A 17,307-nucleotide genomic window follows, 5' to 3' on the forward strand; every position below is an offset into this window, starting at 1 on the left:
GATGGGGCCTTCCTCAGTGGTTGTCGTCGGCGCGGACCTGGAGGAGGGCCACGCCGTCGTTGGTGTTCTTGGCCAGCTCGAGCGCGGCGTCGTAGCCGGGGAACGCTGTGGAGAGCTGGAGTCGGTTGTGCGCGTCGGCGGCGTCGAACGCGGCGAGCAGCTTCTGGACGAAGGTGCTGCCGGGTGAACCGCCCTGGCCGAGGTGGAACAGGATGTGTGCGGCAATCTCCGGGGTGATGTGCGGGTCGCTGATCACGCGAACTCCCGTGGCGGTGGTGTCAGGCATGGAGGACGAGGAGTCAGGCGGTGGCGTTCTCGCGGGCGTACTGGTCGGCGTCGAGCTTCTGCAGCGCGGCCACGATGTCGCCGCGCCAGCCGACGACAGCGCCGGACAGCTTGTCGGCGATCTGCAGGGCTTCCAGCAGGGCGGCCCGGTCGTTCAGCGCGGCGGGGTAGCGGCGGTTCCCCATCGCGAGGACGGTCTCCTGAGCGGCCAGCTGGTGCTCGATCGTGGCGGGGGTGACGTCGTTGTACTCGACGGTGATGGACTTCATGGGGCACTCCTTGAGGGGCGAACCCGGCGTCGGCAGTGCGTGACGCCGGGCCGAGGTTGGTCAGGCGAAGTAGTCGGGCTTGATCGGGGCGTACGGGTCCTCGACCTCCTCGCCGTGCCAGGCGTTGGCGAGGCGGACGAGGACGACCCACGCGGCGTCGTGGACCGTGCGGGCCAGCGGCGTTCCGAGGCGGGCGGCTTCGGACAGGCTCTGGTGCACGTCGCGGATCCGCTCCAGGCGCTCCCGTAGCTCGTCGAGCTGGTGGCGGGCGTGCTCGTAGTCCTCGCGGACCGTGGGCTCGGGCACGTACTCGACGAGCAGCCCAAACGCCTTGCAGAGCAGGCAGTTGCGGCGGCTCTCACACGCTCCCGCGTGCCGCGCGATCTCCGCGAAGAGGGCGGTGCGCCGCTCGCGCTCGCGCTTGAGCCGCGCGAGTCGGTCAGCGCAGAGCGCCGCCCGCTGATCGTTGGTCAGCGTCATCACTGGCCGCCGTCCGGGGTGATCTCACTGTTGGTGAGCTTCTGGAGGAAGGCGGCGAGGTCGGCGTTGGTGGCCTCGGCGACCGGCTTCTTCATGTGCTGCTCGAACACGGCGGAGAGCTGCTGGTTGTTGCCGCCGAGGTCGGACCAAACATTGACGATGCGTTGCTGCAGGTCCTTGCGGCGGGCGGCGGCCTGCTGCATCAGCAGCTTGACCCCGGCGGCCACCCGCTCGGCGCTGAGCTCCTTCGTCGAGGTGACGGTGACGCCCAGGTGCTCGGTGATCCAGGCGAACCGGGCCTCGTCGTTGCCCTTGGTCGCGCCCTTGCCGGTGTGGATGGTGACGCCGGCCTCGCCGAACCAGACACCGAGGTCGCGCAGCGCCTTGGCGGTGGGCTTCGGCTGGTCCTCGTCTTCGACGATCACCGCGTCCACGATGTCCGTGTCGTCCGCCGCCGCGGTGCTCTGCTCGCGGGGGGCCTCGAGGAGCGCGTCGGCGCGTTCGGACGCCTTGCGCGGTCCGTCCGCGATCGGGCCCGCCGCGGGCTGGCCAAGGTGGTCGGCGAACTCTTGGAGCTGCTGCAGGGTTGCGGCCTTCATGGTCGTGCCCGCGCGGTCGCGGAACGCGGTGTGGAGCTGGCTCGTCGTGCCCGCCCACGCGGTCATGATGTGCTGGCGGATCCGATCCGCTTCGGGGTCGCTCGGCGCCGGCGGCGTGTCCGATCCCTGCTGCGCGTATCCGCCTGGCGGCGGATTCTCGGGAGGTTCCTCCTCGTGCGTGGGTTCGTCAGCCGGGGCAGGCTGACCCAGGGGTGCACCGTCGCCCTGCGGCTGAGTGAAAGTGGCGACGCGGGCCTTGGCCGCGGCCTCGACCTCATCCGCCCGGCCTGCCCAGGCGGGGTCCAGCTTGGCCGTCTTCCAGATGGCCACGACGGCATCGCGGCTCGAGGCCGCCTTGATCATCGCGAGGTAGTCGGTTGCGGGCGCGGCCTCGATCGCCCGCTGTGCACCGCCGCCCCGGGACAGCTCGGCGCGGCGAGCGACCTCGCCCGACATGAGCTCGTCGAACCCGATGCCCTCGATCGTCAGGCCGGGCACCATGTACGTAGTCGGCTTGGGCCGCCTGGTCCGTTCGTCGATGATCGTGCCGTTGCGCTTGGCGATGTAGAGCCAGGCGTCCACGTACGTGCCCGCGTGGGCCAGGAACTCGGCGGCGTTCGGGAGTTCCGCCGCGGCGTTCTTGCCCTTGCTGTCGAGCCGCCATAGGCCGAGGGACGGGACCTCCTTTAGGAAGACGCCGAGTCGCGTGTACGGCTTGCAGGGACGGCTGTCAAAGTCGCTTGTAGCGCCACACAGGCAGGGGCCGACGAACGGCGGCTGCATGGTCACGCCGGTGCAGCGGCGGACACAGACCTTGCTCTCCCACAGCTCCATGTTCTGCGACAGCCCGTTGGGCGGGACGACGACGGGGATGCGGGTCGCGTTAGTGATGACCTCGAACTGCGGACCCTCGGGTGACTGCCACGGCCTGGCCTGACCGCCGTACAACTCGGCCACACCCCGGATCATCTCCTCGGACGGCGACGTGAACCGGAACGTCTCGATCTTGCTCGGGTACTGGCTGCCACTCTGGCTGGTCTTCTTCACGCCGAGACGGATACGGCCGTCCTGCCAATGGCGGCGCTGCAGTACGGAGGGGTCGATGGGCATCAGGCGGCGTCCTTCCTGGTGTTGTTGATGGGCGGCTGCACCGGCTTGCACCCGCGCAGCTCTAGGCCGTGCATGTAGCGGGCCAGCGGCAGCAACCCGCAGAACGCGTCGAACGCGTCCCGGTCAGCGGGCAGCGGGACGAAGCCGTACGTTGTCTCGCGGAGGTTGAGGATCGCCGTGCCGACGAACTCGGGGACCTTGAACTCGTGGCTGGAGTCGTGGAACTCGGTCTCGCCGTACCGGCATTCCGGCGGGCATACCAGGGCGACTTCCGCGTGCCGCAGCGCGGCGAGCTGCATCACGTAGTCGTCGTAGATGGCGCTGGCCGGCTTGGTGAGGCTCGTCTTCAGGTCGATGAGCCACAGCCCGGACGGGGTGGGGATCGGGTCGGCCGGGACTGCGCGGGGCTTGAACTTCGGGATGATCGGCGACGTCGGGCTGTCGAATCGGAGGTTGGCCCAGATGTCGCTTGTTCCGCCGTAGCCGAGGGTGCGGTTCAGCACGGTGCACTCGGCTGCCTTGATGTCGCGGCGGATGTCGAGGCCGAAGTCCGCGAGGAACTGCCGGTAGGAGTTGACGAACGGTTCAGCTTCTTCGTCGGGGATGTACGGGGCGCCGAGGTTGATCGCTTCAGCGATGGCGTGGACGCGGGAGCCGAGGTCGGCCTTCTTGTCCCACTGGAGGCGGTACTGGCTCTTGGCCTCCTTGATGAACTTCTCCATGTCGTAGGGGTCGGCGGCCGCGCGGTTCGCGGCGGGGAGGTTGTCCATCAGCCAGATCGCGGTGTCCCTCGCCGCGGCGGGGGCCAGGGCCTCGATCATGTGCTGGTCGATGGCGTTGGTGACCGAGATCTTCATTCGGTTGGGGTCGTCCGGGTCGCATGCCGGGTCGCAGTAGTAGCGGCCCTTGTTGGTGGGGACGGCGTGGCTTGGGTCGTACTCGTCGCGCTCGTCCTCGCGGATGGTGATGCTCACGCACCACCGCCGATGTGCCCGTCGTAGTCGGCTTGGCCGAACCAGCCGAAGCGGTACTCGTCCTCGATCGTCGGGTCGAGCACCGGACCGCCGAGGTAGCTCGGCTGGCGCCGGGCGGGGAAGGCCTCGTACGGGTGCTGCTGTTCGTCGGTCTTGAGAGCGCCGATGAAGTCGGTCAGCTCCGTCTCGGTAGGGGGTGTGGTGGTCGGTGGGGTCACTGGAGGTCCTCTTCGTATTCGGCGGCCAGGAGCTTTCGGCCGGTCTCCTCGATGCGCTGATAGGCGGCGTCGTAGTCGCCGAGGACGTCGGCGAGCAGAGCGGTCAACGCGCTCTTGGCCGTGTAGTCCCAGTGCTGTGCGGCTCTTGTGGCGATGAGCTGCACCAGGTCGTCGAGAGTCGGCGTTGTGGTGTTGGGCATGCTGATTGCGGTTCCGCTATTGGCGGTCGGCGATGAACTGGGCGTGTACCCGGATGACCTTGGAGCCTGGGCCGGTGGCGACGGTCCTGGTGGTGGCCTTGTAGGCGCCGCCCTCGACGCGACGGAAGCCCCTGTAGCCGTTCTTGACGGCGCTGTACAGGCGTGCTGAGGCGCGCCTGCCCTCCAGGATGTCCGGGTATTCGGCGATCACGGCCCACTTGCCCGGGTGGTCCCGGAGTTCCGCGGCGATGGGGGCGTATTCGTCTTCGCTCTTTACGGGTGTTCTTGGGGCTGGGTCTTCCCAGCGGAGGATGCCTACGGGCATGGCGCTCCGTTCGTTGCAGGCTGCGATTGAGGTTTGGCGGCATGTCAGCGCGGTCCGATTTCGGTCACTCACGCAACTACCGACATAACCGACACTATCGTCTCTTGACGCACCTTGCAACGCTTGACGCGTCAAATGCGTCTGTGCAGCTACCCCACTTCGATCACGCAGAGTAATCACGTATGTTGAGATTTCATAAGTACGTCCTGACGCACTTGTTGATACCGTGTGCGCCAATAGCCATACGACGCTTCAACCGCCACGAAGGGACACGGACGCACCGTGGCCGACATCAGCCAGCCCTCAGCAGCTGTTCAACTCATCAGCGAACGCCGAGAACAGCCAGGACCTCTACGCCGCCGCATCTCCATCCGCGCCGCCGCCAAGCGCGCCACCGAACTGTCCGGCGAGATGTTCTCCGAACCCAACTGGCGCCGCATCGAATCAGGCGAAAAGAACCCGGAGGAGCGCGAGATCGTCTTCATGGCGGCCGCCATCAACGACCTTGCCAACGACGTTGCCATCAGCCCCGACGACCTAGACCAGGCGGGCCGCCCAACGGCGGCCGAGCTCTTTCGCGAATGGATCCGCGAGCGAACCAAGGCCGACCCAGCGCTGGCTGGCATTGACCCGGATCTCACGCCCGACTCCCTGCAGCAGAGGCTCCAGTCGATGCTCGGCGAGATCCGCGCGCTGGCAGGCGTCTCCTCAGCAGAGAAGGCACAGATGGAAAAGGTCCTGCTCGAGCATCTCGACTCCACCCTCAAGGCCTACAGCGCCCAAATGCGCATCTTGCGGCCGAGGTAGCGGTCAGTTCATCCAGTGGCGCGACGCATAGGCGCCGAGCTGGAACAGCGTCGTAACGCCGGCTTTGCGCTTCAACTCGTCGAGGCGGCGATTCACCGTACGTGAGTGGACTTTCAACGCGCTGGCAATGCGATCGACATGTGCGCCTCCCACCAGCAGTTCCACGATGACCATCTCGTCGGCGTCCAAGACGCCGAGGCTGGCGAACCGGCCTGGGTCGGGCTGGATCGGAAGCGCCCGTTCCCATTCGGTCTCGAAGATCTGGACAAGGAAGTCCAGCAGGGTGCCCGAGTGGACGAGGAGCATGTGGCTGACGTCGTGGTCCCGCGGGTAGCTGGGCGTCATTGCCATGCGCCTGTCTCCGATGAGGAGCTTGTGCGGCAGCCGGTCAGCGAGCCGGATCTCGCACCCCTGGTCGAGGGAGTGGTGCAGGCCGTTGATCGCGGACTGGTTTTGGAATACTCGCCACTCACATATGACGCGGCATTTGGCCGGGTGGTTTACAAGATCCGGGCTGGCGCTCGCGCCGGTCTGCTCGGGCGGGTTGAGCACGAGGAACGGGTGGGTGACGAGCTGCATGATCTCGTGCTCGGCCGTGGCGTTCAGTGTCTCGTACCACTGTTGGACCAGCTCGCGGCTGGTCAGCACGGTCACGGGCGCGGCATCGGTGGGCTGGTGGCCGTTGCCATAGAGCTGGTCGAGCTCCTCCACATACGTCTGGACACGTTGGAGTTCCGCCTCCTGCGCGGTGAGGACGCCTTTCATGGCGATCGAGGGTCGCCGGGCCATCAAGGGATTGCCGTGCACGAGGCCCCGCACCGTCAGTTCGTACAGGTCCTCGTGGACCTGGTCGCCGAACTGCTCCTGCAGCAATGGGATGCTACTGGGGCCCGTCGTGAGCAGGTGCCGGTAGAGGCGTTCCTGTTCCGGCGTCAGCCCGGAGATCCGTTGCACGCCTACTTCCTCCTCGGTGGCCCGGCGATGATCATCACCGGAGGCTAGCGGTGATCTTCCCCGACATATTCTCGAACAAACGTGCGTGTTTTTGGCCGAGTGCAAATGCTCGGCGGACAGCGCGTACGCGCTGCCAGCCCGAGATGGCGTGGAACGTGACAGGAGTAGATACGGCCAGGATCCACACCAGCAGTAGCGCCGCTGCGTAGCCATTCAGGCTGTCCTCGCCGATCAGGATGAGAAGAGAAGACGCCGTCGCCACCCAGCTCACGATCGACATGATCGCCATGCTGAGCAGCCACGCGCGCACCTCGCGGCTGATCATGGATTGGTTCCTTGTCCTTTCAGCCGTCGGCGCTACATACCGCCCATGTGTGCGGAATAGTCCGCCGGCACCGGCGCCTTCTGGCATTCCGCGTCGGACTCCGACTCGAAAGACGGAGGAGTGGCGGCAGCGGGGACGATAGGGCTTGCCACGTCTGCGACCTGGCAGACGGGAGCGGGCACATCGTCGGCGTTGGCCGCAGGCGCTCCCGCGCCCACAGCTAGCACCGCCGCGACGATGAGCGCGGCGGCGGACCTGGGCCAGCCCGAGAAGGAGCTCACGTGCATACATCTCCTTATAGAGGGTGCGAACGACGGTTTAGGGGCGTAGTGCGCTGGACAGCAGCACCTGTCCGCCCTACCACTTAGTCGGCGCTCACTGCGGGCATCAACTCTGGACGCACACTCAGGCAGCGAGCGTTTTGTCGTGGTTTACAGCCGAGCGATGATCTTTCCGGCGGACGCGAGCTTTGTCAACTGCGGAATAACACCCTTCACAAGATGTGTACTGTTGGCACACAACAGATAGGGTGAACCGGTGCCCGACCAGGGCAGACCGGGCGTAAGGAGCGGGTAGAAGTGGCATTCTCGGCCGAGCGGCTGGCCATCGCGTTGGACCGCAAGGGCATGTCCGCCCGCAAAGCCGCTCGCGAGCTGGGCCACATCCGGCCAGACCTGCGCATCACGAACGCCTACATCAGCGCCCTCGCGAAGGGGACGCGCACGAACCCATCCTCCGACGTCGCGTCGGCACTGGCTCAGCTGCTCGGCGTGACGGTTGACTGGCTTCTCGGTCAAGACCATCCCCCGCAGATGAGCGAAGAGGACCAGCGGCAACAACAGAAGGTCCGCGAAGGTCTGGCCGAGCTCGGCGTGCAGAACATCGCCGAGCGCATGGTCGGACTCTCGCCCCTGTCGCTGGAGGCCATCGACAAGATGGTCGAGGCAATGCGAGCGGCCGAACACCTCGACAACGATCCAGAGGGGTAGAAGATCCATTCGGTCACCGGGCGCGGGTAGTCTGTTCCGCGCCTGGCCGAAAGGGTTGTGACATTGCCGTCCTCCACGCTGCTGGCTGCTTTATCAGCGGCGCCCATCCCCCAGCCGTTCACCCTGGACGCGTTCATCGCCCAGATGCGTGCCGTACGCCAGCGTCCGCTGCACATGCACGACCTGCCTGCCGAGGCAGCCAGCGCCGTGTCCGGGCTGTGGATCGCGACCCGCAAGGCGGACCACATCTTCATCGCCCCCGGCGCGTCGGGGCTGCTGCGCGTCAACATCGTCTTGCATGAGTTCTCGCACATGCTGCTGGGGCACGGCCGGGTCGGCGGCGATGTGGAGGAGGTCTTGCGCAGACTCCTCGGGCCCTCGGTGATGGGGATGGCGGCTCGTGGCCGCTACGAGACCGTCGAGGAGCGCGACGCCGAAAAGCTGGCGACCCTCATCTTGACGCGCGCTCATACACCGCTCGAGGACGGCGACGAGGGTCTGCGCAAGCTCAAGAGGACATTCGGATACGACTTAGGGAGCCGCGAGTGAGCGTTGTGGACTGGTTAGCTCTGATCCTTCTGTGGGGAGCGTCGATCTCACGCATCCGGCCAGCTCTGCACAGCCATGAGCAACGTATGCTCTGGGGCGCTTTCACGGCCCTGGCATTGTCCCGCGTGTTCTCGGCGGCGCCTTTGGTGGCGTGGATGGACGCCGCCACCTCGACGGAGCTGGCAACGCTGCTGCGGCACCTGACCGGTCTGGCGTCGGCGTCCTGCCTGCTGGCCTACGTGGAGGCGATCACCCGGCACGGCCGACCGTCTCGAGCCCGCTGGATCTGGCCAACTGCTGCGCTGGTGGTCACGGTCCTCACCGCCATGTTCCTGCTGCGGGGCGGCCGCATCTACTGGATGGACGGCGCGTACGCACCCGGCGAAACCGCGATCCAGGGGCGCAGCTACCTCACCGTGTTCGACGGCTGGTTGATGACCTGCTTGGCCGCGGCCGGAGTGCTTTTCGCGGGCTACGCGAGGATGGCGCCGCCGCTGCTGCGAGTTGGGTTGCTGCTGTCCACGGTCGGCATGGCGGCCGGCGTGCTCAACCGGGCGCACGTCATGGTCGTCAACGTGGCCACCCTGATCAACCCGGCAACGAGCTGGCGGGAAATCCCGATCCTGGGCAAGACGACGTTCCTGATCTGCATCGTCGGCATCACGGCAGGTACGTCCATTCCGGCCTGGCGAGCGGGCATGGCGCGACTGCGGGACATGGCCGCGCTGCGCGAGCTGCGGCCGCTGTGGGAAGGGCTCACCGGCCAGTACCCGGATGTGGCGCTCCCCATGGAGGCCACGCTGAAGGAGCGGCTGGTGCGGCGGGTGTTGGAAATTCGCGATTGCATGCTCAACCTGACCTCGGTCGTGGCACCACCCGAAAGTGATGACCCCGGCGAGGTGGCCCAGTGGGTCGCCGACGCGCTGGGAGTTGCCCGCGCTGGGCGCGGGTCTGGAGTACCGTCCGGGACGATCCCGGGCCCTGATTTTGCTGGCGACATGGAGAGGGAGATTCAGTGGTTGCGTCAGGTAGCGACACGGTTCAGGCAACTGAAGGGCGAAAGAAGCGTGTCGCTCGGCTCTTGACGGACTTGTTCGCCCCGATGTGGATCGTGATGAGCCTCCCGCTTGTGGTGGGTGCGGTCACGTCGGGGTGGGCCGGGTTCGGCTGGGGTGTTCTCGCTGCGGCGTTGTGCGGTGGTGTTCCTGCGGTCGTCATCTTCGGCGGCGTGCGTCGGGGCTGGTTCGGCGATTGGCACATCGGAGAGCGTCGCCAGCGGCCCAAGCTGGTGGCCGTCATTGTGGCCCTGGTGGTGTTCGCCCTCACGCTGCTGGTGCTCCTGGGCGCTCCTCGGGTGATGGTGGCGTGCGTGGCCATCATGCTGGCCACGCTCGCCGTGGTGGGACCGATCACCCTCGCGTGGAAGATCTCGTTTCACACCGCCGTGGCTGCGGGGAGCGTGGTAATGCTCGCATGGGTGCTCCCCGGGCCGCCGATCGTGCTCGCGGCTGGCGGGGTGCTGGTGGCGGGGATTGGGTGGGCGCGAGTCGTGATCCGTGACCACACGCCCGCCCAGACGTTTGCAGGCGCCATGGCTGGGGCGGCCGCCACGGCGGTCACGCTGGCCGCATTACTGTGACCTGTCACGAGTCCACACAAATAGCCCATTCGCATAGAACATCAGATTTGTCCGATTCGGCGTCAGCATGCCGGAATACGACAAGCAGCAAACCCGAGCGCGCTTCAAGTCGCACGGCCGGGCCGACTGAACCCAATCGCTGTCAGGAATACGACATGTCACCAAGACGCTGTCCCAAAGAGTAGACAGGACGACCGAAAACGACTTTTATGGACACCCTGGCTTTGGGCACGACATCCCGTACTGACAGATATGCCGCCCTGTCGCAGGCCATCCGAAACGCCAACGGTTGCCGCGCGGGCAGGGCGCCGACGTCGAGCTCTGGCAGAAGTTCCAGGCCGACTCCGGGCTGTGCTTGACCGCGCCAACAGGACCGCTCAAGACAATGGGGGCTAGATCATGACACGGGCGATGGTGGCTATCACGCTGGTCTTCGTCGCAGGAACGGCGGCGTTTGCGGCGTCTCTGGTCCACCTCATCGCTTTCCACAAATTCAACGGCCTCGATGTCGTCTTCATGTCATCGGCCGGGCTGCTTGTCGCCGCCAGCGCGCTCGCAGCTGTACGGCGGCGCCCGGCCATGGGGCCAGCGTCAATCACCGATGCCTATGCGATGGGTTGCGGGTCCAAACGTGTCGAGCACTGAGGAAGCCATGGAGCCGGACAGGTCATAGCCTGGCCGGCTCCATGGCTGTGATTGCTGACGCGAACACAATTCCGCGGGTCACGGAGTATTGGGCCATTTATCGCGAGCCGCGACAAACGTCCCGATCGCGGGCACGGTGTACACCCAGCCCTGCTCGCGCAACAGAGCGACGGCTGCGCGGACCGTCTTTTTCGCCACGCCGTGCTGCTCCATCATCTCCGTCTCGGATGGCAGCACCTCGTCCGTCTCGTAGTTGCCTTTCTTGATGCCCTCGGCGATGGAGGCCGCGACCTGCTCGAACGGCCATGCCTTACGGATCTTTGGGGCGTCCTCGGGTCCGACGTAGGAGCCTTCGGGGCGGACGGTGTAGATGACGCTTTCCTCACGCAGGGCAGCTAGCGCCCTGCGCACCGTCAGCCGTGACGCGCCATGGGTCTCGCCGAGCTCGGCCTCCGTTGGCAGCGCCTGGCCAGGCTTGAGCCGACCGGAGGCGATGTCGTCCTTGATGGCCTTGATGATCGTCTGGTAGATCGGCACCGGGCCGCGGGGGCCTCGTTTGGTCATGGCCGAAGCATACATCTCGGGTACCTTCGTATACGTCCGGGAAATCAATCAGTCATGGCGGGGACTGGCGATCCCCGGAAAATGAAGAAGCCCCGGCGACCACCGGGGCTTCCTCGCGCATTGTGCAGATACGCACGGCAAGGTTACGCCGTGCCGCCTTCGACCGGCGTTGGCCTGTCCAGCGGGGCGCTGCAGTCCGCATGCAGTCGGTATTCGTCGTGGAAGTCGGTCCGAGAGAGGGGCTCGACCGTGGCGGGATCACATCCCGCGAACAGGTCGTAGGTCTTGAAAGCCTCACTGCACTTCAGACAGCACGGGCGGCCGCGATAGACCACGACCGGAGGCGCGAAGCATCCGCCGTGGTCGCATTCGTTGGCGTACTTGACGCAGGTGGCACAGTCGGCCAAGCCGACCCCGTGCAGCTCACAGGTCTGGCGTAGTTCGGCACGGCGAATGCTCGACCAGCGATTGGCGTAAACGACTTCGATCCGCATGATCTTACCTCGCGTCAAGGACGGCGGGTTATACGCAGGGCCGTTGCCTGCCGCTGCGGATCGCGTCGTACACGTCGCGGACGACGCGGGCGTCTCCTGGCCCGGTGTGCTTGGTCGCCGGGTCCTGCTTGACGCCGACGATCTCCCATGAGGGGCTGTCGGTGGCACCCTGCAGCCAGTCCTCAACGTACGGCGCGGCCTCGAGCTCGAATGCCTCCTCCACCTGGCCGTCGTAGGCGGCGAGCCGACCATAGATGTAGCCGATCAGCATGTCCCGGACGTTCAGCATGCGGTGGTGGGCGGTGAGGATCTGCCCGTTGGCCCGCAGGAACTTGGCCAGGAACTTCTGATCGAACGCCGGGTTGTTGGCGATGATCGTGGCGCCGTCCAGGCGACGGGCGAGTTGCGCCGCGATGGCCTCGGCGGTCTCCTTCATGTAGAAGTCGCCCTCGGCTGCGGGGTTGCCGGTGTAGGCCTTGGTCCACCCGCCGCTCTGGGGCTGGTTGGTGGTGGGGGCGAGCCTCTTGCCCATGCCGATGCGCGCGGTCGTGACGCGGGACCGCTCGTAGTACCGGCCGACCTTCAGGGAGTTTGGGTCGGCGAGGCTGAGGTCTGGGCGGACCTGCCACCAGAATTCCTGGTCGGGGGCGGCGGGCTGCTGCAGGTCGCGGGTGATCAGTCCGATCTCCCACAGGTCGCCGCGGCGTTCGTCGAGGGAGGTCGTTTCGAGGTCAAGGATGGCGAGCTTCTGCACTGGTCTCTCTGTTCGTCGGGGGTGGTGCTGCCCCGCCCAGAGTGGGCGGGGCAGTGGATTGCGTTTCCGCTATCAGCGGTAGTAGCCGAGGCCCTTGTCGCCGCCGTGTATGCGGACCTGGTACTCCTCTTCGGGCGTGAGGAGGTGGGCGGGCAGGGTTTCGACGCCGGTCTTGCGGGCCTTCCAGATGCGGTGCCAGCCGTCGATGATGAGGTTCCCGGCGTCGGGGATGGGGGCGACAATCAGGGGCTTGGAGAGGTCCACGGTGGCGGCGTAGTCCTCGTTGATGTGGACCAGGAACAGCGGTCCGGTTTCGTCGGCGCGGACGTAGTCGGGATCGCGGCCCTGGACGATGTCCTCGGCGAGGTTGATGTTCCAGGCATAGGTCCCGAAGTGGAACACCTCGCGCATGCGCTGGCTCTGCTCGACGGGCTGGGTAGTCAACGGATTCCCTTCGAGCCGAGCTAGCGAGTAGCGGAGGGCGTGGGCAAGAGCACCCAGCCTTCGGCGTCGAGTTCCTGGTAGAGGGCCGCCAGGAACTGGGACAGCGGTCCATCGATCCAGGGGATGTAACAGGTGTCGCCGATCTCCAGCGAGTCAACGTCCTGGTAGTCGTCGCCGGGGGCGAAAAAGTCGGCCGGCGCTTCATCCCCGTAGAAGTGGGTCATCCAGACGGGGCCGGGCTCGTCGGGCTGCACGTCGGGAGTGATCTCGTAGTGTTTGATCTCGATCTGCCCGTTGTCAGGGTTGGTGCGGGTGTAGAGCTGGATCTCCATGGCTTTCCCTTCCGGGGTGTGTGGTGTTGCCCGCCTGGCGCGGGTGCTGACGGCGGTACCGCTATCAGCGTGGCGAAGTCAGAAGTTGATCTTGAACTCTGATCAACTCCCCTAAATATAACATACTGTAGACGTCTATATACCTATGAGAGCTGAGCAATAACATTTGATGTACCGATCATCTATGCTGTACGGTCCTACGCGACAAGACGACGGAAACGCCGTACCGTTGGAACCCACGCCACCACAGGAAGCCCACACCGCCATGACACGTAGGTCACCAGAGCAGCCGACAGCGGAACCGCAATCGGCCCGCACAGGCCCCCGCCGGACCCGCAAGCCCCAGTGGACAAGCCTCCATCCCACCATTGCTCATCTGTACACCGACATCGACCAACGCCTCACCGACGGCCTCGAAACCACTGGCATGGGGCTGCAAGAGACGTTCGAGGCGGCCATCAACACCTACTGCGACGCGCTTGAGCCGCCCATCCCGGCCGAGATGCCGGAAGACGCCGATCTCAAGATGCCGCGCGATCCCAACGAGCCGCTGCCCGGCACACCGATCGATCGGCCAACCGCGCCGCCGGCCGTCGTACGGCTTCAGCGCAACACCCGAGCCCGGCTCGTGGCCGCGTGCAAACAGAAGCAGATGGGCGGCAAGGCCGTCATCAACGACGCCATCGAGGCGTACCTCGACGAGCTGGACCTGGAGCAGTAGCCGGGGCTAGTGCTTTGACCGGAGACGTTCACCGTGGTCCACACGTGTCTGGCAGAGTTCTCATAGGGCAAGGCGGGAGTCCACATGAGTGGCTGGGATGATGTGTTAAGTGTCATCGAGGAGAGCGCCAGCCGGCAGCGCCGGGAGGGACGCACCGTATTCTCCTCGATCGTGCCAATTGCCGGCTTCGTCCCGTACGACAAACCTGACGTTGCGGTTCAGGACCTAGTGTCAGAAGCCGTCCACCGGGTTGAAAGGCGCGGCTGGAAGCTGGACCAGGTGAGCGCCTACTCGGTCGCCCCGGCAAGAAACGCATCCCCCTCCAGCGAGGGTTTCTCCCACGCACTTCTGATCTTCCGGGCGGCGGACCACTAGGGTGTGTTTCAAATGTGGTCACAGCCACTCGTTGATGGCGGCGATGGTTACGGTGGCTTCGTAGCGGACGGCGAGCTTGTCGTACCTGGTCGTGACGGCGCGGTGGCGTTTGAGCCGGTTGATGCCGCATTCCACGGCGTGGCGCTCACGGTAGTCGATCTTGCAGAACTTGGGCGGCCTCCCGCCTCGGCTGCCCCGGTTGTTGCGGTGGCGGACCTGATCGGCCTTCTCCGGGATCGTGCACGCGATGCCGCGCCTGCGCAAGTAGTCGCGGTTGGCGCGCGAGCCGTACGCCTTGTCGGCACGGACCCTGTTTGGACGCTTGCGCGGGCGTCCCGGCCCCAGCCGGGGCACACTGATCCGCTCCAGCACGGACTGGAACTGAGGAGAATCCCCGCGTTGACCAGCAGTGATGATCAGCGATAACAGCTTCTGGCCCTGCTCGACAGCCAGATGCAGCTTGGTGGTCAGCCCACCCCGAGAGCGGCCCAGCCCGTGGTCGGCGGGCTCGACATCGACGCCGCCGGGTGGCTCTACCTGCAGATCCCCCTTTTACGCGCACCAGCGGCGTGCTGGTGCGCGCGGGTGATCGTGGAGTCCACGCTCACCTCCCAGGTGATCAGGCCCTTGGCGTCGGCTCTGGCCTGCAGTTCTTTCAAGATCCGCGCCCACGTGCCGTCTCGCTGCCACCGCCGAAACAGCCCGTACACCGTCTCCCACTCGCCGTACCGCTCGGGCACATCCCGCCAAGGCGCCCCGGTCCGGGTCCGCCATCGGATCCCATCGATAAGCTGCCGCTTCGTCCACTTCGGCGGCCGACCCGACTTCTTCCCCACCGGCAGCAACGGCTCCAGGACCGCCCACTGAGCGGCAGTCAAATCACCACGACCCACACCAAGATCATCCCAGATGGATCACTCGGGCGATCCACTGCTCACAACAGGCCCTAACGTTGGTCCATGTCCGAAATGCCATCACGGGTCGAACTGCGCCCGCTCACCCTCTCCGACCAGGACGAGTTCTGCTCGCTCGTGCAGGCCAGCACCGAGCTGCACCTGCCATGGATGCAGCTGCCCGCGACCGCGGAGGAGTTCCAGGTCTGGATGCGCCGCTTCGACGACGGCACCAACCTGGGCTTTCTTATCCGTGTCCGGGAGACCGGCGCAGCCGCCGGCACGGTCAACATCAACTCGATCATCCGGGGCCGCTACCAGGGCGCCTCCCTCGGCTATGCAGCCTTCGGCCCGTCCGCAGGGCAGGGTTACATGACCGACGGGCTCACCGTCACCCTGCAGCACGCCTTCACCGACCTGCGGCTCCACCGACTGGAGGCCAACATTCAGCCAGCGAACAAAGCTTCCCTGGCCCTGGCCCAGCGCCTGGGCTTCCGTTACGAAGGGCTGTCGCCCGCCTACCTCTACATCGACGGGGCCTGGCGCGACCATGAACGCTGGTCCATCACCGCACCAAACCCCTGGAAACCCGATCCCTCCCTTCCAGAGGTATGAGCCACACGGCGCCGCTTATGAAACACGTCCTAGTGCGGCGTTCGCCTGCCAAACCACCGAACCGAGTTGGGAAGGCCGTGAGCTCGTCGTAGGCCCGGCCGGTCTGCAGGCAGCGGAACAGGCAGCCGAGCAGCCGATTGAAAGCGTCGCGCAGTGCGCTGGAGTGCCTGTCACCGTCGTCCCGGCGGCGGTCATAGTGCGCACGAGGGGCGGGTGCTTTCAGGGAGGCAAAGGCCCAGACGTAGCCGGCGGCGGCCAGGCGCTGGTTCTTCACCTTGCGGTAGTGGATGACCAGGCTTTTGCCCGAGGCACAGGTGAAGGGTGCCGATCCGGCGTAGGCCTTGAGCGCGCGGGCGTCGGCGAAGCGGGTGCGGTCGTCGCCGAGCGCGGCGAGCACCCGGGCGCCGGTCAGGTCAGCCAGGCCAGGGAAGCTGGTGATGAGGCGGCGTCAGGGTGCTGCCCGAAGGCTTCGCTGGTGGCGTCGGCGGCCCGCGCCCCCGCAGCGGACCGCCGACGAGCTGGTGTTATTTGTTGACAGCGTCCTTGGCTTCCTTGGCCGGACGGAACCGCATGACCCACTTGCCGGGGACGTTGATCTCATCTCCGGTGTTCGGGTCACGGGCCACGCGGCCCTTGCGGTAGACGCGCTCGAAGACACCGAGCCCTCCGATACGGATCTCTTCACCCGTAGCGACGGTGCCCCTGATGACCTCGATGAACGCCTCAACGCCCCGCTTCGCGGCGGCCTTGGACGGGGCGTCGGCCCGCTTGCCCCACTCCTCGGCCAGGTCTGCCTTGTTCATGCCGTACCCCCGATATGACGGTTTCGCCAATACAGAACGGTAGAGCATGCGACAGACGCAAATGACACGCCAGGCGCGTCAATCGTTCTCGTCCACGCCTTCACCTCCGAGCGGGGTGTCATGCGCGGCCTTGCGCCGTCTGGCCTCATGCGAGGACTCAGCGACCTCGACCAGCCCGCACGGGCAGCGCAGCCACCAGGTGTGCCGGTGACGGACCCGCAGGTGGGCGCCGTTCGACGAAAACGCCTCGTACCGCTCGGTGTGCTTGGTGACCGACACCCGATGCACCGGCTCCACGCCCACCACCCGGTGCGGGATCATGTCCGGCCGCAGCCTGGCCAACATCTTGTACGCCTCAGTCCACTCCATCCGGAGCTGGGCGAGTCGCGCGTCATCCAGCAGAGCGACGTACCCGCACCCCAAAAGGTCCTCCTGCCAGCGGCAGTACTCCTCCAACAGCGGCCGCGGCGGGTCCTCCACATCGGTCCCCGCGAACTCCCGCCGGTGTTCACCGAAGTCCACGAGGTAGCCGAAGAACGCGGGCTTGCTCCGCCGGATCACCTCCACGACGCGGCCAATCACGCCGTACGCGCGCCGCACCTGCACGCGGTCCCCCGGCTCGTACGTCTTCGGCCTCGGCTGCCGGGCCGGCTTGCGGCTAGGCACGGGCCTTCTCCTCGATGAGCTCGCGGGCACGCGCGTACGCGTCGTCGATGGGGATGCCGTAGTCCTGCGCCACGATGAGGTCCACCAGGTCGTTGACGGCGCGGGCGGCGTCCCACGCGGACACGACCTGGACGGCCTGGTCCTCGTCGGACTCGGCGACGAGCGCAGCGAAGCCGATCTCCTTGACCGCCTTGTCGGTGGCGTCCTGGAGCAGGGCGCGCCTGCATTGGTCCAGCGGTTCGCGGCAGTGGAAGCACATGACAGACATCAAGATCCCT

29 protein-coding genes are annotated in these 17,307 nt (G+C 66.2%); 9 read left to right on the forward strand and 20 right to left on the reverse strand.

Going from position 1 to position 17,307, the window contains the following annotated elements; translation table 11 throughout:
• Positions 1-13: 13 nt before the first annotated feature.
• From KIK09_RS03185 to KIK09_RS03220, 8 genes are read right to left on the reverse strand one after another with little or no spacing between them, the layout of a single operon-like run.
• A complete protein-coding gene (locus tag KIK09_RS03185) occupies positions 14-286 on the reverse strand; it encodes a hypothetical protein (protein ID WP_214317085.1) in 273 nt (90 codons plus the stop codon).
• A gap of 13 nt (positions 287-299) precedes the next feature.
• Positions 300-554: a hypothetical protein gene (locus tag KIK09_RS03190; protein WP_214317086.1), complete on the reverse strand. Its 255-nt coding sequence runs from the start codon at positions 552-554 to the stop codon at positions 300-302.
• Positions 555-614: 60 nt separating this feature from the next.
• Entirely contained in the window at positions 615-1,034 is a 420-nt protein-coding gene (locus KIK09_RS03195; RefSeq protein ID WP_214317087.1) for a hypothetical protein, read from the reverse strand.
• Positions 1,034-2,743, reverse strand: a complete 1,710-nt coding sequence (locus KIK09_RS03200; protein WP_214317088.1) for a recombination directionality factor — start codon at positions 2,741-2,743, stop codon at positions 1,034-1,036. The genes KIK09_RS03195 and KIK09_RS03200 overlap by 1 nt, the downstream gene beginning before the upstream one ends.
• On the reverse strand, positions 2,743-3,717 hold the full coding sequence (locus tag KIK09_RS03205; protein WP_214317089.1) for a hypothetical protein: 975 nt from the start codon (positions 3,715-3,717) through the stop codon (positions 2,743-2,745). The genes KIK09_RS03200 and KIK09_RS03205 overlap by 1 nt, the downstream gene beginning before the upstream one ends.
• The gene (locus KIK09_RS03210; RefSeq protein WP_214317090.1) at positions 3,714-3,935 is read right to left on the reverse strand and encodes a hypothetical protein; all 222 of its coding nucleotides are present in this window, start codon (positions 3,933-3,935) and stop codon (positions 3,714-3,716) included. Before KIK09_RS03210 ends, KIK09_RS03205 begins: the two co-directional genes overlap by 4 nt.
• Positions 3,932-4,135 (reverse strand): hypothetical protein, encoded by a 204-nt coding sequence (locus KIK09_RS03215; protein WP_214317091.1) that lies wholly within the window; start codon positions 4,133-4,135, stop codon positions 3,932-3,934. The genes KIK09_RS03210 and KIK09_RS03215 overlap by 4 nt, the downstream gene beginning before the upstream one ends.
• 16 nt (positions 4,136-4,151) lie before the next feature.
• On the reverse strand, positions 4,152-4,346 hold the full coding sequence (locus KIK09_RS03220) for a hypothetical protein (RefSeq protein ID WP_214317092.1): 195 nt from the start codon (positions 4,344-4,346) through the stop codon (positions 4,152-4,154).
• Between the two features lie 396 nt (positions 4,347-4,742).
• Here KIK09_RS03220 and KIK09_RS03225 point away from each other — a divergent pair, with 396 nt between their 5' ends.
• Positions 4,743-5,267, forward strand: a complete 525-nt coding sequence (locus KIK09_RS03225) for a hypothetical protein (RefSeq protein ID WP_214317093.1) — start codon at positions 4,743-4,745, stop codon at positions 5,265-5,267.
• Between the two features lie 3 nt (positions 5,268-5,270).
• On the opposite strand, the gene KIK09_RS03230 is transcribed toward KIK09_RS03225, so the two are convergent.
• Both KIK09_RS03230 and KIK09_RS03235 read right to left on the reverse strand, forming a co-directional pair.
• Positions 5,271-6,221: a helix-turn-helix domain-containing protein gene (locus KIK09_RS03230; RefSeq protein WP_214317094.1), complete on the reverse strand. Its 951-nt coding sequence runs from the start codon at positions 6,219-6,221 to the stop codon at positions 5,271-5,273.
• 34 nt (positions 6,222-6,255) lie between these two features.
• Positions 6,256-6,546, reverse strand: coding sequence for a hypothetical protein (locus tag KIK09_RS03235; protein ID WP_214317095.1), 291 nt, complete (start codon positions 6,544-6,546; stop codon positions 6,256-6,258).
• Between the two features lie 578 nt (positions 6,547-7,124).
• Here KIK09_RS03235 and KIK09_RS03240 point away from each other — a divergent pair.
• From KIK09_RS03240 to KIK09_RS03260, 5 genes are all read left to right on the forward strand, one after another.
• On the forward strand, positions 7,125-7,535 hold the full coding sequence (locus KIK09_RS03240; protein WP_214317096.1) for a helix-turn-helix domain-containing protein: 411 nt from the start codon (positions 7,125-7,127) through the stop codon (positions 7,533-7,535).
• Positions 7,536-7,598: 63 nt separating this feature from the next.
• Positions 7,599-8,084 carry a hypothetical protein gene (locus KIK09_RS03245; RefSeq protein ID WP_214317097.1) on the forward strand — a complete coding sequence of 162 codons (486 nt, stop codon included), beginning with the start codon at positions 7,599-7,601 and terminating at the stop codon, positions 8,082-8,084.
• Entirely contained in the window at positions 8,081-9,169 is a 1,089-nt protein-coding gene (locus KIK09_RS03250; RefSeq protein WP_214317098.1) for an MAB_1171c family putative transporter, read from the forward strand. The genes KIK09_RS03245 and KIK09_RS03250 overlap by 4 nt, the downstream gene beginning before the upstream one ends.
• Positions 9,170-9,186: 17 nt before the next feature.
• Positions 9,187-9,723, forward strand: coding sequence for a hypothetical protein (locus KIK09_RS03255; RefSeq protein ID WP_250572497.1), 537 nt, complete (start codon positions 9,187-9,189; stop codon positions 9,721-9,723).
• 399 nt (positions 9,724-10,122) lie between these two features.
• Positions 10,123-10,368 carry a hypothetical protein gene (locus tag KIK09_RS03260; protein WP_214317100.1) on the forward strand — a complete coding sequence of 82 codons (246 nt, stop codon included), beginning with the start codon at positions 10,123-10,125 and terminating at the stop codon, positions 10,366-10,368.
• Positions 10,369-10,446: 78 nt separating this feature from the next.
• Here KIK09_RS03260 and KIK09_RS03265 read toward each other — a convergent pair whose 3' ends face one another.
• The 5 genes from KIK09_RS03265 to KIK09_RS03285 all read right to left on the reverse strand — a co-directional run bounded on the left by KIK09_RS03265 (position 10,447) and on the right by KIK09_RS03285 (position 12,956).
• Positions 10,447-10,932 carry a GntR family transcriptional regulator gene (locus KIK09_RS03265; RefSeq protein ID WP_214317101.1) on the reverse strand — a complete coding sequence of 162 codons (486 nt, stop codon included), beginning with the start codon at positions 10,930-10,932 and terminating at the stop codon, positions 10,447-10,449.
• A 143-nt stretch (positions 10,933-11,075) separates the two neighbouring features.
• Positions 11,076-11,426, reverse strand: coding sequence for a hypothetical protein (locus tag KIK09_RS03270; protein ID WP_214317102.1), 351 nt, complete (start codon positions 11,424-11,426; stop codon positions 11,076-11,078).
• A gap of 28 nt (positions 11,427-11,454) precedes the next feature.
• Positions 11,455-12,180, reverse strand: a complete 726-nt coding sequence (locus KIK09_RS03275) for a 3'-5' exonuclease family protein (protein ID WP_214317103.1) — start codon at positions 12,178-12,180, stop codon at positions 11,455-11,457.
• Between the two features lie 72 nt (positions 12,181-12,252).
• The gene (locus KIK09_RS03280; RefSeq protein ID WP_214317104.1) at positions 12,253-12,624 is read right to left on the reverse strand and encodes a ParB/RepB/Spo0J family partition protein; all 372 of its coding nucleotides are present in this window, start codon (positions 12,622-12,624) and stop codon (positions 12,253-12,255) included.
• A gap of 20 nt (positions 12,625-12,644) precedes the next feature.
• Positions 12,645-12,956 (reverse strand): hypothetical protein, encoded by a 312-nt coding sequence (locus tag KIK09_RS03285; protein ID WP_214317105.1) that lies wholly within the window; start codon positions 12,954-12,956, stop codon positions 12,645-12,647.
• A 265-nt stretch (positions 12,957-13,221) separates the two neighbouring features.
• Here KIK09_RS03285 and KIK09_RS03290 point away from each other — a divergent pair, with 265 nt between their 5' ends.
• Positions 13,222-13,677, forward strand: coding sequence for a hypothetical protein (locus KIK09_RS03290; protein ID WP_214317106.1), 456 nt, complete (start codon positions 13,222-13,224; stop codon positions 13,675-13,677).
• Positions 13,678-13,761: 84 nt separating this feature from the next.
• Positions 13,762-14,052, forward strand: coding sequence for a hypothetical protein (locus tag KIK09_RS03295; protein WP_214317107.1), 291 nt, complete (start codon positions 13,762-13,764; stop codon positions 14,050-14,052).
• 18 nt (positions 14,053-14,070) lie between these two features.
• Here the strand turns inward: KIK09_RS03295 and KIK09_RS03300 are convergent.
• Positions 14,071-14,945 (reverse strand): IS5 family transposase gene (locus KIK09_RS03300; RefSeq protein WP_214317108.1). Its coding sequence is split into 2 segments (ribosomal slippage): positions 14,071-14,598 and positions 14,601-14,945, totalling 873 coding nucleotides; the frame shifts between segments, so codons are not numbered across the junction.
• Between the two features lie 66 nt (positions 14,946-15,011).
• On the opposite strand from KIK09_RS03300, the gene KIK09_RS03305 reads away from it, so the two are divergent.
• Positions 15,012-15,560 carry a GNAT family N-acetyltransferase gene (locus KIK09_RS03305; RefSeq protein WP_250572498.1) on the forward strand — a complete coding sequence of 183 codons (549 nt, stop codon included), beginning with the start codon at positions 15,012-15,014 and terminating at the stop codon, positions 15,558-15,560.
• Here KIK09_RS03305 and KIK09_RS03310 read toward each other — a convergent pair.
• From KIK09_RS03310 to KIK09_RS03325, 4 genes are all read right to left on the reverse strand, one after another.
• Positions 15,511-15,957 (reverse strand): transposase, encoded by a 447-nt coding sequence (locus KIK09_RS03310; protein ID WP_308163901.1) that lies wholly within the window; start codon positions 15,955-15,957, stop codon positions 15,511-15,513. The two genes, KIK09_RS03305 and KIK09_RS03310, sit on opposite strands and share 50 nt — an antisense overlap.
• Before the next feature lie 127 nt (positions 15,958-16,084).
• Positions 16,085-16,363 (reverse strand): HU family DNA-binding protein, encoded by a 279-nt coding sequence (locus KIK09_RS03315; protein WP_214317109.1) that lies wholly within the window; start codon positions 16,361-16,363, stop codon positions 16,085-16,087.
• A gap of 78 nt (positions 16,364-16,441) precedes the next feature.
• Positions 16,442-17,029 (reverse strand): hypothetical protein, encoded by a 588-nt coding sequence (locus KIK09_RS03320; protein WP_214317110.1) that lies wholly within the window; start codon positions 17,027-17,029, stop codon positions 16,442-16,444.
• On the reverse strand, positions 17,022-17,297 hold the full coding sequence (locus KIK09_RS03325) for a hypothetical protein (RefSeq protein ID WP_214317111.1): 276 nt from the start codon (positions 17,295-17,297) through the stop codon (positions 17,022-17,024). Before KIK09_RS03325 ends, KIK09_RS03320 begins: the two co-directional genes overlap by 8 nt.
• Between the last annotated feature and the right edge of the window lie 10 nt (positions 17,298-17,307).

This window comes from Nonomuraea sediminis (genome assembly GCF_018531495.1).
GTDB classification, from domain to species: Bacteria; Actinomycetota; Actinomycetes; order Streptosporangiales; family Streptosporangiaceae; genus Nonomuraea; species Nonomuraea sediminis.

Bases quoted from the DNA above. Each gene is read 5' to 3' on its own strand.
- KIK09_RS03185 (WP_214317085.1), bottom strand. From the start codon at position 286: ATGCCTGACACCACCGCCACGGGAGTTCGCGTGATCAGCGACCCGCAC.
- KIK09_RS03190 (WP_214317086.1), bottom strand. From the start codon at position 554: ATGAAGTCCATCACCGTCGAGTACAACGACGTCACCCCCGCCACGATC.
- KIK09_RS03195 (WP_214317087.1), bottom strand. From the start codon at position 1,034: ATGACGCTGACCAACGATCAGCGGGCGGCGCTCTGCGCTGACCGACTC.
- KIK09_RS03200 (WP_214317088.1), bottom strand. From the start codon at position 2,743: ATGCCCATCGACCCCTCCGTACTGCAGCGCCGCCATTGGCAGGACGGC.
- KIK09_RS03215 (WP_214317091.1), bottom strand. From the start codon at position 4,135: ATGCCCAACACCACAACGCCGACTCTCGACGACCTGGTGCAGCTCATC.
- KIK09_RS03235 (WP_214317095.1), bottom strand. From the start codon at position 6,546: ATGATCAGCCGCGAGGTGCGCGCGTGGCTGCTCAGCATGGCGATCATG.
- KIK09_RS03255 (WP_250572497.1), top strand. From the start codon at position 9,187: ATGTGGATCGTGATGAGCCTCCCGCTTGTGGTGGGTGCGGTCACGTCG.
- KIK09_RS03260 (WP_214317100.1), top strand. From the start codon at position 10,123: ATGACACGGGCGATGGTGGCTATCACGCTGGTCTTCGTCGCAGGAACG.
- KIK09_RS03265 (WP_214317101.1), bottom strand. From the start codon at position 10,932: ATGACCAAACGAGGCCCCCGCGGCCCGGTGCCGATCTACCAGACGATC.
- KIK09_RS03270 (WP_214317102.1), bottom strand. From the start codon at position 11,426: ATGCGGATCGAAGTCGTTTACGCCAATCGCTGGTCGAGCATTCGCCGT.
- KIK09_RS03285 (WP_214317105.1), bottom strand. From the start codon at position 12,956: ATGGAGATCCAGCTCTACACCCGCACCAACCCTGACAACGGGCAGATC.
- KIK09_RS03290 (WP_214317106.1), top strand. From the start codon at position 13,222: ATGACACGTAGGTCACCAGAGCAGCCGACAGCGGAACCGCAATCGGCC.
- KIK09_RS03295 (WP_214317107.1), top strand. From the start codon at position 13,762: ATGAGTGGCTGGGATGATGTGTTAAGTGTCATCGAGGAGAGCGCCAGC.
- KIK09_RS03305 (WP_250572498.1), top strand. From the start codon at position 15,012: ATGTCCGAAATGCCATCACGGGTCGAACTGCGCCCGCTCACCCTCTCC.
- KIK09_RS03315 (WP_214317109.1), bottom strand. From the start codon at position 16,363: ATGAACAAGGCAGACCTGGCCGAGGAGTGGGGCAAGCGGGCCGACGCC.
- KIK09_RS03325 (WP_214317111.1), bottom strand. From the start codon at position 17,297: ATGTCTGTCATGTGCTTCCACTGCCGCGAACCGCTGGACCAATGCAGG.